The organism is Streptomyces ferrugineus, from assembly GCF_015160855.1.
GTDB classification, from domain to species: domain Bacteria; phylum Actinomycetota; class Actinomycetes; order Streptomycetales; family Streptomycetaceae; genus Streptomyces; species Streptomyces ferrugineus.
Map to the genome: position 1 here is coordinate 4,605,408 of NZ_CP063373.1, position 15,915 is coordinate 4,621,322.

Consider the following 15,915-nt stretch of genomic DNA (forward strand, 5'->3'; position numbering starts at 1 on the left):
GTCCTTCAACATAGCTCACGCACCGTGTCGACCATGGCCGCTCCGGCGTCACGGTCACCGGCGGTAGATCGTGATCGAATGACCGACCGTGTCGACCGGCCGACTGCTGTCGATCAGTTCGGCCAGCCGCCCGGTCGCCTTGGCCACCGACGAGGCGGACACGACGAGCAGCCCGCGCACCTCGTCGGCGGGGACCTCGCGCGGATCGGCGGCGCGGATCCCGTAGTGGGACGGCACCCCGCTGCCCTTGTACACCAGCCAGATCCGCTCGCCCCGGTACCGCTCGCGCAGCCGGTCGGCGAGCCTGCCCAGGTCCTGGCCCCAGTCGACATTCGAGTCGTGCAGCCGCAGACGGGTCTTCGCCGGACCGCCGAACGCCTCGTTGGAGTACGGCAGATAGTAGGGGTACGTCCGCAGTGAGCTCACCGCGACGAACAGCACCAGCGCCCCGGCCGCGACCGGCGCCCACCGCCATCGCACCGCGAGCACACAACCCGCCGCCACCGCCAGGAACATCGGCACGAACACGGCGTAACGCGTGCCGAAGTCCCGCGACCCCAGCATGGCCGCGCCCAGCAGCACGGCGGCCGGAAGCAGCAGATACGGTGCCACGGGCCGCAGCCCCCGCACGGCCACCACGGTGACGGCGCCCGCCGCCCACAGGGCGAGCATGCCGAGCGGTGTCTTCACCAGCAGCGCGGCCGGCAGGTAGTACCAGAGCGAGCCCGTGTAGAGCCGCCCGAACAGAAAGCCCTCCCACGGGTGGTTCTCGAAGCGGAACTGGACCCGCATCCCGTCCCGGTACGCCTCCGGGAACGGCAGCAGGTCCACGGCGAGCCCGCGCAGCCCGCGCACCACGGGAACGGGCTGCTCCGGCGCCCAGCGCAGCCGCGGATCGACCACCAGATACGACGCCCACACGACGGCGATCGCAACCAGCGTCACGACACCCGCGCCGACGGCGGCCCGCCCCAGCGCCCGGCGACGCGACTCGGCGGGCACGCGCGCGCACCACACCGACAGCCCGGCGAGCGCGGCCAGCACCGGGACCGCCGCCAGCGTGCTCATCTTCGTCGCCAGGGCAGCGCCCAGCGCCACCCCGGCCAACGGCACATACAGCCGGGGCCGGTGACGGGCCCGCCACAGCAGCCACACCGCCGTCAGCACGAACCCGGCCGCCGGCACGTCCAGCGTCGCGAGCGAGCCGTGCGCGATGACGTCGGGGGAGAAGGCGTACAGCCCGAGTGCCACCAAACCCCCCACCGACCCGGCGAGTTCACGGGCGAAGGCGAACACGATCAGCCCGAACCCGAGTGTCAGGGCGATCACGGGCAGCCGGGCGAAGAGCATCAGGCGCCAGGGGTCGTTCCCGGACTCGTACAGCAGATGCCGCCCCAACCGGCCCTGGTCGCCGGTGAACGAGGGATCGACCTGTGGATCGGCCAGCGCCACCCCCACGCCGACGACCAGCTTGCCCAGCGGCGGATGCTCGGGATTGTGGACCACGCGGTGCTCGTGGAGGTACTCGGCCGCCGTGCCGACGTAGACGGGCTCGTCGATCGTCGGCGTCTGCTGGACGGCGGTCGTGACCATCGCCACGGCCATCTGGCCGAGCAGCACGGCCACCAGGAGGGGCACGAGCCACCGCCCGACGGGCCGCCGCGCGGGGCGGGTGTCGGGGAGCGCCCGCGAGGCCGGGGCCGCCTGCTGTTCGAGCGTCATCATCCGCTCCACGGTGCCGTGCCGGCGGGAGCTGATCCGGAGCCGGCCCATGGGCCTACTCTGCATCAGCTCCCGCCCGGGACACCGTTACCGCTTCAGGAGTCGTACCGACAGACCTTCCGTCGTGTAGACGGGTACGGCCCGCAGCGTGTCGGAGTTCAGCTCCACCCGGTCGAACCGGCCGCGCAGCCGTCGCGCCTCGATCACCGCGACCGTGGTTCCCGCGACCGGCGGCCGCTCTGCGTCGAGCCGCAGCGACAGCACGCCGCCCCGGCCCAGCACGGCCCGGCCGGCCACCTCGAGTGCCGGACCGTGGTTCTTGCGCAGCAGCAGCTCCAGCCGTGTCTCGCCCTTCTGGACGTACGAGCCGCGCACCCGCAGCACCTTGTCCGCGCGGAGCGTGCCGCCCGTCACCCGCACATCGCCCTGGCCGAGGGCGTTGGCGGACGCGGCGACCAGCACGCCGCCCTCGACGGCCGTGCCGCCGTGGTACCGGTTGTGCCCGGTCAGGGTGAGCGTGCCGGTGCCGCGCTTGGTCAGTCCGCCCTCGCCGCGGATGTCGTTGCGCCAGGTGTCGGCCGCGCCGAAGCCGTCGGCCGCCGCGTCCAGCGTGACGGTCACGTCGGAGTCGAAGGCGCCGTAACCGTCCGCCGCCGCGAACAGGTCGAGCCGGCCCCACTGCTCGGGTCCGTCCAGCAGGACGTACCCGGCGCGCAGCGCGGTCGTGCGCAGCACCTCGCGGCGCTGGGCCGCCGTCAGATACGGCTGCCGCGTCTCCAGCAGCACCTCGGCGCCCTTCGGCACCGTCAGGGCCTTGTCGCGGCCGTGCCGGGCCAGGATGTACGTCAGCTTGGGCCGCACCGTACGGGCGTTGGCGTCCCGGTCGGCGTAGGGGTCGGTGTCGGTGCCGGCCGAGTGGGCGTAGGCGTACAGGGTGTCGGCCGTCGTGCCGGTCCGCTCCTGGAAGTAGGCGAGGGCCTGGGCCCGTGCCGCTGTCTTGAGCTCGGCGTTCGCCGGGTCGGCCAGCGCGGCGGCGGCCAGGGCGGTGGCCATGACGCGGCCGCCGATGACGTCGACCGCGGAGTGCATGCCGGACACGATGCGGTCGTGGCTGAGGTCGAACGCCCGGGTCACCATCTCCTGGAAGCGCTCGGGCACGGCGTACGCGTAGGCCAGGGCCGCCAGGTGGAGGGCGTTGGTGTGACCGCTGGGGAAACCGCCGTCCTCGGCCGGGTCGGTGGAGCGCTGCCGCAGCAACTGCGGGGCGACGACCACCTTCGAGTCGTACACCGGGTAGCCGAAGGCGTCCGTCCGTCCGGTGTCGACGACCTCGCTGTCCTCGTTCATGCGCCACGGACGCGGGTACTGGTAGGAGAACTTGGCGGGGTTGCTGGAGGCGAACGGCCCACGCACCGTGTTGACCAGCGTGGCGACCCGGCCGAGCGCCGAGTCGGTGGAGCCCGCGCCGGTCGCGGATCCGGCGGGGGCGTCGGCGGGCACCGAGTCGCTGATCTTGCCCGCGGGGGTGCCGTCCGGTGCCTCGGTGATGGAGGTGACCGCCTTGGCGCCCGCCTTGTACAGCTCGGCCAGCGGGCCGAGCCCGTCGATCACGGAGTAACTCTGGTGCTGGCGGTCGGTGATGAACGCCCGCTTCGCCTCCGCCTCGGTGCGCCGTGCCGTGATGCGCGCGCTGTAGGTCATGTTGGCGCGCAGCACCTCGGGCATCAGCGGCGTGCCCGTGTCCCAGGAGCCGCCGGTCTTCCACACGTTCGCGAAGCCGCCGAGGATCCGGACCACGGCGTTGGTCTCGGGCGTCTGGTTCGCGACGACGTTGGTCTTGTAGTCGTCGACGAACGTGGCGGCGTTCGTGGCGGCCTTGGCGTCGGCGGCGGGGAGCCAGCCGGCGACGGCGGGGACGGCCAGCAGGGCCGCACCGCCTCCGACGGAGGCGGTCAGAAAGCGCCTTCTATTGATGGACGGGGTGGCGTGGCCCTCGGCGGGTGACGACATGCGTGCCTCTTTCGAAGGTCTACGGCCCTACGGCCGGACAGGAGATCGAAGTAATCGACTCGACCGTATGGAGCGCGGGAGACTCATGAGGCGCAAGGGATCGAGTCCTACGAGCGAAGATCTACGGGCGAGTTGTGTCGGACCCGGGATGGCCCGGCGTCCGACAGGTGTCACACAAGTGAACGGGCGAGTGCTACGGCCCCGTCGACCGGCGGCAGTTCCAGGGGGCGCGGCACGGCCCCCGGCACGCGGTCGGCGAGCGCGGCGGCGAACGCCTCGTACAGGACGGACTGCGCGAGGATCGTGCTGCCCGCCACCACGACGTCGTCCACCGGGACCCCGCGCGAGGCGAGTTGCCCGACCAGTGCGGCCAGGGAGCGGCCACCCTCGTCGATCACCGCGCGCGCGAGCGGCGAACCGGCCTCGGCGGCCGCGAACACCACCGGCGCATGCCGGCCCCACTGTGCGGAGACGTCCTCGGCGCCCTCCAGCGCCGCGCCCAGAGCGGGCACTTCGGCGACCTGGAACGCGTCGAGGAGCCCGCGCGCGAGTGCGTCGGGCTCCTCACCGAGGTCGTGCGCCGCCCATACGGCCCGTGCCGCCTCGCGGACCAGACCGGCCGAGCCGCCCTCGTCGCCGAGGACCGCGCCCCAGCCGCCGACCTGGACCGGGCTGCCGTCCGGCAGCCGGCCCACCGCGACGGATCCGGTGCCGGCGACCAGGCCGACCCCCTTGTCCAACCCGGCGGCGGGGACGAGCAGTTCGGCGTCGCCCACCACCAGCGCGGGCGCGTCGAAGTGGAGTTGCAGAGCGGTGCGGAGCTGGGCGCACTGACGGGGCGTCTCGCAGGCGTGCCCGCCCACGGCGAGCGCGGACGGGCGGGTGCCCCTCGGCAGGGCGTCGGCGACCAGCGCGGCCAGCCAGCCGGCGGCGGCCACCGGGTCGTGCGGCCGCCAGCCGCTGCTGGTGCGGACGTGATCGGCGACCAGGGCGTCGCCCGCACGGGCGCGCAGCTGCGTCTTGGTGCCGCCCACGTCGATACCGACCACGAGGGGCGTCGATTCCTGCACAGGTCCTCTTTCGTCGTTGCGCAGCGCGATGACGGCGGGCGAACCGTGCCAAGGGCTCCGCTGGGCGTGCCGCTGTGGCGTCATGTCTGTGCGGCGCCATCGTGGCTGGTCGCGCGGTTCCCAGCGCCCCTTTGGGGCACTGCCGGAACCGCCGCGGACTTCGCTCAGGGAACGGGCGTTCAACAATCGGGAAGCCCCGGGACGGGCCTCGTGCGGAACACGGCAGGCGAGTACCGTGCACTTCGTTAGGAAGTTAACTAACGAAGTAGGGTGCGCGTCAAGAGGCGCGGAAACCCGATGCCGAACGACCTTGGCGACCTCGGTGGAGCCGGGGAGTCCGGGGGCGTTCCCGAGTCGTCCGGTGCGTGCTCGCGGCGTGGGCCTTTGGCCGGTGCGCGAGACTGCGAGCCGGGCGGTGCTGGAGCGCGCCCGGACTTCTCCGGCGCCGCCCGGCCGTCGCAGCACCACCTGGGGAGAGCATGGACCTGAGCGAGAGCGCGCGTGCGGTGTTCGCCGTGCTGGCCGCGGCCGGCAGCGCGACCCGGCCGCAGCTCGCGAGCCTGGCGGGCCTGTCCAAGCCCACCGTGTCCGCCGCCGTCGCGGAGCTGGAGAGCGCCCGGCTGGCCGCCCGCTCCGGCACCGCCTCCGGCGGCACGGGCCGCTCCGCCGCCGTCTACGGTCTCGGGCCCGCCGCCGGGGCGGTGCTCGCCGTGGACCTCGGTCCCGCCCTCACCCGGGTGCGTGGCTGCGCCCTGGACGGCACCCTGCTCGCCCAGGCCACCGGGGCCCGGGAGGAGGCCGCCGACGTGGTGCGCGAGGCACTGGTCGCGCTGCCCGCCGACGCCCCGCTGCGCACCGTCGTGGTCGCCGTCGGCGACGTCACCGCACGCGAGAAGGAGGGCGCCCGCATGCGCCCCGCCACGGCCAAGGCCGGCCCCGTCTTCGACGCCATGGCCGTCGCCCTGCCGCCGGGCGTTCCCGTCCACCTCGAGAACAACGTCAACTGCGCCGCGCTCGCCGAACTGCACGAGGGCGCCGCGCGCGGCCGGCGCACCTTCGGCTACCTGCGGATCGGCGTCGGTATCGGCCTCGGCATCGTGGTCGGCGGTCAGGTGCTGCGCGGAGCCAACGGCGCCGCCGGTGAGCTGGCCCGGCTGCCCTACCCCTGGGACGACGGCCGCGAGCCGCGCCACGAGGCCCTGGAGGAGTACATCGGCGCCCGCTCGCTCCTGCGGCGCGCGGCCGAGTCCTGGCCGGACGAGGACGGGCCCTGCCCCCGCACCGCCGAGCAGCTCTTCGCCCTGGCGGGCCAGGGCCGGTCGGCGGCCCGCGCCGTGATCGGCCGCCATGCCGCCGACGTCGGCCGTCTCGCCGCCGCCGTGACCGCCGTGCTGGACCCGGGACTGATCGTGCTCGGCGGCAGCACCGGCGCGGACCCGCAGGTGCTGCCCGGTGTGCGGGCGGAACTCGCCCGGCTGAGCTGGCCCACCGAAGTCGTCAGCAGCACGGTCGGTGACCTCGGCACGGTGGTGGGCGCCGCCCGGCTCGCGGTCACCCGAGGAGTCCAAACCGTGACCGAGACCGCGGGGGCGAAGGATTGACGGCCTCCGACTCGATCTGCCAATGTCCGGACAAGCGCTTTCTGAGTCGGCCGGGACGCCGACTCCGGGTGAGCCTCCCGCCCGTACACGCAGTACGGCAGCCGCACGAGGGCGTGCTTGTGCGACGACGGCCCTCAGGGCCGGGGATCCCACCCGTCAGGGCGATGCGGCCGGGCGAGGCCGCACCCCCGGAAAGCGAAATTTCTTGCAAAATGCACCCGTGCCGCGTTGGTCGGCGCCGTGCTCCGTCCCCTACGACGAAAAGGGATCGAAGATGACCACTGTAGGTGTGCGGCGCTCCCGCCGACTCGGCCGCGGCGGCATACGTCGCCTGGCTCCCCTCGCTGCCGTGGCCACGGCAGGTGCCCTGCTCCTCTCCGCCTGCGGCTCTGGATCCGAGTCGGGCGGGACATCCAAGTCGCTGACGTTCTGGATCTCCACGGTTCCGGGGCAGGACGCGGGCTGGAAGAAGATGGTGGCGCAGTACGAGAAGGAGACCGGCGTCAAGGTCAAGCTCGTCAACATCCCCTACGACGGCTACGCGACGAAGCTGCGCAACTCGGCGCAGGCGAACTCGCTGCCCGACGTGGCGGCCGTGCCGGCGCTGGACCCGATCTGGTCGAACAAGCTGATCGACCTCAGCGACATCGCCAACAACAAGACCAACAAGATCAACGCCAACTTCGTCGCCAAGGACTCGTCCGGGAAGGTGCTGTCCATCCCCTCGGACGTCACCGCGTCCGGCATGTTCATCAACAAGTCGCTCTTCGAGAAGGCCGGCGTCTCCTACCCGACCTCGCCCGACAAGACCTGGACCTGGACCGAGTTCATCAAGGCGGCGGACGAGGTCCGGGAGAAGACCAAGGCCAAGTACTCCCTGACCTTCGACCAGTCGCCGTCCCGGCTGCGCGCCATGGTGTACGAGATGGGAGGGAAGTACGTCCACGCCGACGACTCCGGCAAGTTCTCGGTGGACGCGGCGACCAAGAAGGCCGTGAAGTACTTCGTCGGACTGAACGACGACAAGACCATGCCGAAGTCGGTGTGGACCAGCGGCGCCGACCCGTCGGCCATGTTCCAGAGCGGTGATGTCGTCGCCTACTGGTCCGGCGTGTGGCAGGTCGCCGCCTACGCGGAGAGCATCACGAAGTTCGAGTGGGCGAGCGTCCCGACTCCCGCCCAGCCGGTGCAGGCCAGTGACGTCAACAGCGGCGGCATGACGGTGGGCTTCAACAACAACGCCGACGCGGCCGCCGCCGCGAAGAAGTTCCTGTCCTGGCTGTACGAGCCGGCCCACTACCAGGCGCTGTGCGAGGCCTCCGGCTTCCTGCCGGTCGAGAGCGGTCTGAACCCGAAGTACCCCTTCAAGTCCGAGGCGGCGCAGGCGGCGTTCAAGCTCTACAACGAGTCCATCCCGCTCTACGACCCGATCTCCGGCTACTTCAACACCGCGCAGACGAACTGGGTGCTGAAGGGCAAGAGCCTCGCCGACGACCCGACCAAGGCGGAGCTCGGCAAGGCGATCAACGGCGAGCAGTCGGCCGACCAGGCCCTGCAGAACATCGTGGACGGCTACAACCAGCAGGTCGGCGGCTGAGCGTAGACCGGCGGGCCCGGGCGGCGGGGTCGAGGACACCGCCGCCCGGCCTCGGGCCCCCACGTGATGCCGGGCTCATGGCCTGAGCCCAGGAACCCATTCCACCAGCACGGAGTCAGGAAGATGACAAAACGCGCCTCGGACGTGTCCGTGAGCCCGCCCAGGAGACGCAGTAAGTACACCCTTGCGCCGCTCGTCCTCATCTCGGCGAATGTCGTGCTCTTCGCGCTGTTCTTCGCCTGGCCGGCGGTGATCGGGCTCGTCTACTCCTTCACGAACTACACGGGCGTAGGGGCGTTCCAGTTCGTCGGGCTGGACAACTACCAGAACCTGTCCGGGGACTCCACCTTCTACGACGCGCTGAGCCGGACGCTGCTGTACACCGTGCTCTTCGTTCCGCTGAACTTCGTGTTCTCGCTGCTCATCGCCAACGTGCTGGTGAGCAGGCACGCCAAGGGCGCGTCGGTCGCCCGCGTCTTCTTCTTCATCCCGTGGCTGCTGTCGCCCATCATCGTGGGCGTCCTGTGGCGGTGGCTGTTCGGTGAGAACTTCGGACTGGTCAACTACCTCATCGAGAAACTCGGCGGAAGCGCCGTTCCGTGGCAGTCGAACGCGGACCTGTCGCTGATGGTGGTGGTCGTGGCGGCGTCCTGGGCCTGGACGGGCTTCTCCATGCTGCTGTTCATCGCGGCGATCAAGAACGTACCGGCGTCCTACTACGAGGCGGCCGCGCTCGACGGCGCCGGTCCGTGGCGCCAGTTCATCAGCATCACACTGCCGAGCATCGCGCCCACTTCCTTCATCGTCATCCTGCTCAACACGATCCACGCGATGAAGGAGTACCCGCTGTTCGCCTCCCTCAACAACGGCGGACCCGGAACGTCGAACAACCTGCTTGTCCAGTACATCTACCAGACCGGCTTCAAATCGGGCCAGATCGGCTACGCGAGCGCCGCGTCGTTCGTGCTCATGCTCATCCTGATGGCCGTCGCGATCATCCAGATGATCGTCAACCGGCGGGTGGAGAACCGATGACAACCACAGACATGCCACGCAAGGTCGACTCCGGGCCCGGACGGGCGGTTCCCAAGAAGCGGCCGGGCGGCGCGGCGAGCGGTGGGCTTCGGCGCGCTGTGCCCGCGACGACACTGCTGTGGGTCCTGGCGGCCGTCTACGGGTTTCCGGTGCTGTGGTTCGTCCTCAGCTCCTTCAAACCGGCGGGAGACTTGTTCTCCTCGCTGGCGCTCTTTCCGGACGACCCCAGCCTGTCGGGCTACAAGGCGGCGTGGGACGGCGCCAACTTCTCCCAGTACTTCATCAACACGACCATCGTGTGTGTGATCGCGACGATCCTCACGGTGGGAGTGAGCTGCTGCACGGGGTACGCGCTGGCCAAGTACGACAACAAATGGCTCAAGGTGTTCTTCATCTGCATCCTGGCCACGACGATGCTGCCGTCCGAGGTCATGCTCGCCCCGCAGTTCCTGGTGGTCCGCGACCTCGGCCTCTTCAACTCGCTCGCCGGCATCATCTTCCCGGCCCTGCTCACCGCGACCGGGTGCTTCATGTTCCGCCAGTTCTTCCTGACGGTCCCCGACGAGCTCATCGAGGCCGCCCGCATCGACGGGGCGCGTGAGCTGTCGATCTTCCTGCGGATCATGGTGCCGATCTCCCGGCCCATCATGCTGACGCTCGCCATCCTGTCGTTCCAGTGGCGGTGGAACGACTACATCTGGCCGCTGCTGATGCTCAACGACCCCGAGAAGTTCACCGTGCAGATCGGCATCCAGAGCCTCGTCGGCGCGCAGAACATCAACTGGTCGGTGGTGCTCGGCGGATCGGTCATCTCCATGATCCCGCTGATCGTCGTCTTCCTGGTGTTCCAGCGTTACGTCATGAACGCCGACATCAACGCCGGACTGAAGGACTGACCTTGCCCCACCCGCTGGACCACGAGTTCGTCCGCTCGGCGGCGCGCGCGGCCGACCGGTCGGCCGCCCCCCTGGCGGCCGACCCGGACGTGGAACCCGCCGGCGTGCCGCACCGTGGTCTGGCGCGGCGGGTGAAGACCCTGGTCGCGGCGTACCGTTCCCCGGACTCGGCACTGCACGGCAGCGGACAGGCGGTCGCCGCCGCGATGACCCACCTGCGCGCCCTGCGGGCCGTGCAGACGCCCTCCGGTCTCTTCGCGGGCGGCGACAACGTCCAGTCACCGCCCGACTCCGCGTTCACCGTCAACGACGTGTGCGACGCGTACGTCCTCGCCGTCGGCGCGGGACCGGAACTGGCCGAGGTGACGGCCGGGCTCGCCGAGATCGCCGGCGCCGCCACCGCCAGTCTCCTGACCGGTGGCGTGCACACCCCGAACCACCGCTGGGAGCTGAGCGCGGCCCTGGCCCGGCTGCACCGGTCCTTCCCCGACGACCGACTCCTCGACCGCGTCGAGGAGTGGCTCGCCGAGGGCGTCGACATCGACACGGACGGTTTGTACTCGGAACGCAGCGCCGTCTACGCGTCCATCGTGACGAACCCGTCGCTGCTGTTGCTGGCCGAGGTGCTCGGGCGTACCGACCTGCTGGACGCCGTCGAACGCAACCTCGCCACGACCCTGGACCTGATCAGGCCGGACGGCACGGTGGAGACCGTCCACTCGCGCCGCCAGGACCAGAAGCTCTCGTTCTCGCTGTGGCCCTACCTGCCGCACTACCGGCTGCTGGCGATCCGTACCGGCCGGGGCGACTTCGCCCGCGCGGCCCGTCTGGCGGCCGCCGCCGGCATCGACGACCCCGACCTGCTCGCCCAGACCCTCCTCACTCCGGACCTGTGCCGCGCCCTGCCGGCCCCGGACGCGGAGAAGCTCCCGCGCGACCGGTACCTCCCCACCGCACGCCTCGCCGCACACGTCTCGGCCACCGCGCACACCGTGGTGTACGGCGGCTCCGACGTGCCCGAGCACCGGCGCATCCGCTCGGGCCTCGCCTGCAACCCCACCTTCCTGCGCATGTTCGCCGGTGCCGCCGTCCTCGACGCGGTCCGCCTCTCGCGGGTGTTCTTCGACCTGGGCCCGTTCCGTGCCGCCGACATGGAACAGCTCGCCGACAACCGGTACCGGCTCACCCAAACCCTCACCACCGCCTACTACCAGCCGCTCCCGAAGGACCTCAGGCGCGACGACGGCGCCTACCGTCTGGTGGACGAGGGCCGCTTCTCCGCGGCGATGGCCTTCCCCGACCGCCCTCAGGACGAGGTCTCCCACACGACCCGAGTCGAGGTCGACCTGCGGGAGGACGGGGCCGACCTGCGGATCGACATCAGCGGCCCAACGGTGCCCTGGGCCCTCGAACTGACCTTCCGGCCGGGCGGCGAGCCGCAGGGCGCCGTACCGCTCGGCGACGGAAGCTGGTGCCTGACGACCGAGCCGTTGACCTACCGCGTCGGCGACGACGAGATCCGCATCGAGGCCGCCGTCGAGACGGGCGGACCGCTCGCCGGACCGGACCGGAGCGACGTACTGCGCTACGACCCGGGGCAGGACCACACCGTGGTCGGCGGCACCGACGCGACGACCGGGAACCGCGTCTACCTCGGTGGGCACGGACCGCAGACACTGACCCTCACACTGCGCGCCACCTCTCAGGCATGAAGGGCTGATCTCCTTGCACCTCCCACGCCAGCTCGGGCCGCTGCACGACCTGCCGGACACTCCGGAGGCGTACGACGCCGTGCTCGCCGACGTCACCGAGCAGGCCCTCGCGCGCCTCACACCCGAGGGCAACCTCGAACACCCCGACTGCGTCGACGACATCGGCGACACCTCGCTCGGCATCACCTCCCTGCTCGCCCTCGCCTGGCAGCGCGGAAAGGACCCGCGGCTGCCGGAGACGGTGCGCCGCAGCCTCGCCTTCCACCTGCGCGAGCGGGTCTACACCGAGGACAACCCCGGCTACCCGAACCTGAAGGCACGGGGCAGCGGCCTGCCGTACGCCCGCTACACCCTGGCGGCGGGCGCCCACCCCATCGGGGACTGGCCCAGCACCGTGTGGGCGCTGCTCCAGGCCGTCAACCTGCTGGATCTGGCGGAGGGGCTCGTCGAGGACGAGCAGCGCGCCGAACTCCTCTCCATGGCGCACGGCTACTGGCGCTGGCTGACCGAGGCGACCTTCTTCAACCCGCAGGAGGCCGGCAACCAGGCGATCGGCTGCGTGGTCGGCGGACTGATGCTGGCCCGGCACCTGCCCGCCCCCGACCGCGACGCGGTGCGTCGGCGCGCCCTGCGCCTGTACGAGGACGAGATCCGCGCCCACCGGGTGCGCGACCGGGGTGCCCTGCTGCCGCCCGAGCACGGCGGGGCGTACGACAACAACTACGGCCCGATCTCCCTGTCCTTCCTCGCCCAGGCCCACCGGATCAGCGGCGAGGAGGTCTTCGCCGAGGACGGCGACGCGCTCGCCCGCTACCTCGACGCCCGGCTCCCCTCGGGCGGCTTCGACAACGGCGGCCCGCGCTACAGCGAGCAGCACAGCGGCTTCGAGTCCGTCCTGGGCCTGCGCTACTTCAGCCGGCGGATCGGCTCCGACCTCGGCCGCTACCGGGGCGACACCCGCTGGGGCCGGCACGCCGTCAAGGCGGACGGCGCGGTCGACGGCCACTTCGCCTGGATGCTGGTCTGGCAGATCCAGGACACCACCCGCTGGCACCGCACACCGTCCCCGACCCCGGCCCGCCACCAACTGCGGGCGGGCACGGTCTCGGTGGCCTTCGACGACCGTATGACCCCGTCGCTCCTCGAGGCGGCCGGCACCTACTACCTCCCCGCCGCCGTGAACCGGCAGCACGGCTTCGGACCGGTCACGGACGGCTTCCTGCACTGCCGCCCGATGGGCGAGGTCCGCGTGCGGGACGTGCGCGCGGGCGGCCTGACGGCCAAGCTGGTCACCAAGCCGGTCGTGGGCCGCGACCACGTCCTGCGCCATGTGCGGTCCCTGTATGTCACCGACGGCACCAGCCTGTGGACGACGGTCGCGCTGGAGCGGCTCCCCGGAGCGCCCTACCTGCTCGCCGGCCTGCCGTACGCCACGGACGACGGCGAGAGGGTGCGCCGGACCGCGGAGGGCGCGGTCACCGCGGCCGGAGAACTCCGGCTGACGCACCCCGAGCCGGACGGCGTGGACTACTTCGACGCCCGTACCCAAGGCACCCAGGAAGAGGCGGCCTTCGCCCTGGCGGCCGACCCCCGCGGCTACGGCAACCCCGACCTGGGCTGGAGCCACCTGGTCTCCTCGACCGCACTGGAGGCCGAACCGGCCCCCGGTGCCCCGCAGGACCTGCACGTCTTCGCCGTGCGCTACGGACCGGCGGGCCCGTTCGCGCCCTCCTTCGCCCACGACGGCTCGGATCTGACGGTCCGCACCGAGGCCTTCACCGCAGTGATCGGCGAGCCGGCGGGCGACGCGCACGGCGAGCCGGAACTGATCCTGCGGCCCGCGTAGACCGTCGCTCGACACCCTTACCGCAGGACGGGCACCGCCGTGACCGGCACCACCAGGTCCGCGCGGTCCCGGGTCGGGGCGACCAGCTCCGCGTTGCGCTGGTCCGAGCGCATCACCCAGGCCACCGCCTGCTCGTGCGACTTGCCGAACTCCTCGTGCCGCGCGATCAGCCGCCGCAGCCGCTCCTCCTCGTCGAGCTCGCAGAACCACACCTCGTCCAGCTCCGGCCGCACCCGGGCCCACGCGCCCGTGCCCAGCAGCAGGTAGTTCCCCTCGGTCACCACCAGCCGGGCGGTCGGCGCCACCGGGACGGCCCCGGCGATCGGCTGCTCCAGAACCCGCTCGAAGCCGGGCGCGTAGACGGTGTCGGCGTCCTCGTGCAGCCGCCGCAGCAGCGCCGCGTACCCCGCCGCGTCGAACGTGTCGGGCGCGCCCTTGCGGTCCCGCAGCCCGAGCCGCTCCAGCTCGACGTCGGCGAGATGGAACCCGTCCATGGGCACATGTGCGACCCACGGGTCCCCGCCACCGTTCAGCTCCCGCACCAGGCGTTCGGCGAGCGTCGACTTGCCCGCCCCGGGACTGCCGGCGATGCCGAGGACGGCGCGGCGGCCGGATCGGGGGAGGGACCGGGCGCGGTCGAGGAGGTCGGCGAAGGTCAGGGTCACCACCAGAGTGTCGCACCCGTCATTCGCCTGGCCGAACAGCGTGCGGCATACCCATCCCTCACGGGTTAGCTTGGCAATGTTTTAATCATTGCCCGTTCCCCGCCCGTCCAACTCGTCGGGCTGTGGGGCTCAGAGGCCCTACGGCTCGTAGGGGTGAGGAGTGGACGATGACCCAGGGCACACGGCCCATGCCCGTCGGTGCGGGACGGCGCGACGGGGTGCTCGTGTCCGGCAGGTCGTGGCGGGCGCGCGGCGAGGTTCTGCTCGCTGCGGTGGCCGCCGCCTTCACACTCCTCCAACTCCTCCTCGTACGGCCCTCGATGGGCCTCGGCTGGGACGAGATCGTGTACGTCAGCCAGGTCGGCGGCGACGCGCCGGCCGCGTTCTTCAGCGCCCCCCGTGCGCGCGGCGTCCCGCTGCTGGTGTGGCCCGTCGCCTCCTGGTCGTCGTCCACGATCCTGCTGCGGGTCTACCTCGCCGTCCTCTCCGGGCTCGCCCTGTACCTGGTCCTGCGTGTCTGGCGCGGACTGTTCCCGGCCCGGGTCCTGGCCGGCGCGGGCGTCTTCTTCGCCACCTTGTGGGTGACCCTCTTCTACGGCCCGCAGGCCATGCCCAACCTCTGGGTGGCGTTCGGTGCCCTGCTCTGCGTCGGCTGCTTCCTGCGGGCCCGCGCCGACCGCTTCGATCGGTGGGCCCTGTGGGGCGTCCTGGCCGGCGCCCTGCTGATGGCGTGGATGCGGCCCACCGACGCCGTCTGGGTCACGCTGCCGCTGCTGGTGCTCGCGGCGGTGGCACGGCACTGGCGGCTCGGGGCCGCCCTCGTCACGGGACTGGTGGCCGGGGGCATCCAGTGGGTGATCGAGGCGTACGTCAGCTACGGCGGCCTGCACGAGCGGCTCAACGAGGCGTCCCGCATCCAGGGCGGCCTCGGCTGGAACCTCGCCGTCGACGACCAACTGCGCAGCCTGGTCGGCCGCGCCCTGTGCCGGCCGTGCGACGTGCCGACGCCCGGCCCGGCCGTCTACGCCTGGTGGCTCGTGCTGCCGCTGCTCGCCGCCTACGCCCTGGCCATCGCGGTCCGGGCCGGACGCGCCGCCCGTACCGTGGTCCCGCTGGCCTGCGCCACGACGGTCGCCTTCCCCTACCTGTTCCTGATCGGCTACGCGGCCCCCCGCTTCCTCCTGCCCGCCTACGCCCTCCTTGCCCTGCCCGTCGCCGATGCGCTGCTCCACCTGGCCACTCGCCCGAACGGCCGCCTGCGACCGGTGGTCGCCGCCGTCGTCGCGCTCGCGTCGGCCGGGCATCTGGTCATGCAGTACATCGTCCTGGACCGCACCGTGGACCGCACCACCGCCGCCCGCGTCGACTGGGCCCGCTCCGCCGCCGAACTCAACCGACTCGGCGTGCGCGCGCCGTGCCTGCTCACCGGAGCCGAGGCCATCCCGGTCGCCTACTACACCGGCTGCGACTCGGGCGCCATCAGCGGCAACAACGCCAACACCACCACGGCCGAGATCCTGCGCACCGCACGGACAATCCCGGTCGGCGCCCTCTCCGTCCCCGGCCACCAAGCACCCCGCTACGCCCAGGACTGGGAACTCCACCGCCTCCACGGCCTCGAGGTCCACATCGCACCGGCGCCGAATGCGGGCGGAGCGGGATGACGTCCGCCGCGGGGCGTCGTGAGCGCCAAAGGCGTTTCCCGGTCGTCCGGTTCAGGTAGGAGTCCGGTTGTCGGTCGGACTCAGGAGGGGGAGTGCC

At 71.8% G+C, this 15,915-nt stretch carries 11 protein-coding genes; 7 read left to right on the forward strand and 4 right to left on the reverse strand.

Annotation, left to right across the window (positions count from 1 at the left end; all coding sequences use genetic code 11):
- Positions 1 to 54: 54 nt before the first annotated feature.
- The 3 genes from IM697_RS21025 to IM697_RS21035 form a co-directional block, all read right to left on the reverse strand.
- Positions 55 to 1,773, reverse strand: a complete 1,719-nt coding sequence (locus IM697_RS21025; RefSeq protein ID WP_407699638.1) for an ArnT family glycosyltransferase — start codon at positions 1,771 to 1,773, stop codon at positions 55 to 57.
- Positions 1,774 to 1,809: 36 nt separating this feature from the next.
- Positions 1,810 to 3,732 (reverse strand): phosphatase PAP2 family protein, encoded by a 1,923-nt coding sequence (locus IM697_RS21030; RefSeq protein ID WP_194049247.1) that lies wholly within the window; start codon positions 3,730 to 3,732, stop codon positions 1,810 to 1,812.
- A gap of 170 nt (positions 3,733 to 3,902) precedes the next feature.
- Complete coding sequence (locus tag IM697_RS21035; protein WP_194049248.1) at positions 3,903 to 4,802, reverse strand: N-acetylglucosamine kinase; 900 nt, start codon at positions 4,800 to 4,802, stop codon at positions 3,903 to 3,905.
- A 479-nt stretch (positions 4,803 to 5,281) separates the two neighbouring features.
- Here IM697_RS21035 and IM697_RS21040 point away from each other — a divergent pair, with 479 nt between their 5' ends.
- The 6 genes from IM697_RS21040 (at position 5,282) to IM697_RS21065 (ending at position 13,489) form a co-directional block, all read left to right on the forward strand.
- A complete protein-coding gene (locus IM697_RS21040; RefSeq protein WP_194049249.1) occupies positions 5,282 to 6,403 on the forward strand; it encodes an ROK family transcriptional regulator in 1,122 nt (373 codons plus the stop codon).
- A gap of 274 nt (positions 6,404 to 6,677) precedes the next feature.
- A complete protein-coding gene (locus tag IM697_RS21045; protein ID WP_194049250.1) occupies positions 6,678 to 8,000 on the forward strand; it encodes an extracellular solute-binding protein in 1,323 nt (440 codons plus the stop codon).
- A gap of 123 nt (positions 8,001 to 8,123) precedes the next feature.
- Positions 8,124 to 9,035, forward strand: a complete 912-nt coding sequence (locus IM697_RS21050) for a carbohydrate ABC transporter permease (protein ID WP_194049251.1) — start codon at positions 8,124 to 8,126, stop codon at positions 9,033 to 9,035.
- The gene (locus tag IM697_RS21055; RefSeq protein ID WP_194049252.1) at positions 9,032 to 9,931 is read left to right on the forward strand and encodes a carbohydrate ABC transporter permease; all 900 of its coding nucleotides are present in this window, start codon (positions 9,032 to 9,034) and stop codon (positions 9,929 to 9,931) included. Before IM697_RS21050 ends, IM697_RS21055 begins: the two co-directional genes overlap by 4 nt.
- 2 nt (positions 9,932 to 9,933) lie before the next feature.
- Positions 9,934 to 11,643, forward strand: coding sequence for a hypothetical protein (locus IM697_RS21060; RefSeq protein WP_194049253.1), 1,710 nt, complete (start codon positions 9,934 to 9,936; stop codon positions 11,641 to 11,643).
- Positions 11,644 to 11,656: 13 nt separating this feature from the next.
- Positions 11,657 to 13,489, forward strand: a complete 1,833-nt coding sequence (locus IM697_RS21065) for a hypothetical protein (protein WP_194049254.1) — start codon at positions 11,657 to 11,659, stop codon at positions 13,487 to 13,489.
- Between the two features lie 17 nt (positions 13,490 to 13,506).
- Here the strand turns inward: IM697_RS21065 and IM697_RS21070 are convergent, their stop codons facing one another.
- A complete protein-coding gene (locus IM697_RS21070; protein ID WP_194049255.1) occupies positions 13,507 to 14,154 on the reverse strand; it encodes a nucleoside/nucleotide kinase family protein in 648 nt (215 codons plus the stop codon).
- Positions 14,155 to 14,321: 167 nt separating this feature from the next.
- Between IM697_RS21070 and IM697_RS21075 the strand changes: the two genes are divergently transcribed.
- A complete protein-coding gene (locus IM697_RS21075) occupies positions 14,322 to 15,818 on the forward strand; it encodes a hypothetical protein (RefSeq protein ID WP_194049256.1) in 1,497 nt (498 codons plus the stop codon).
- Positions 15,819 to 15,915: the final 97 nt, after the last annotated feature.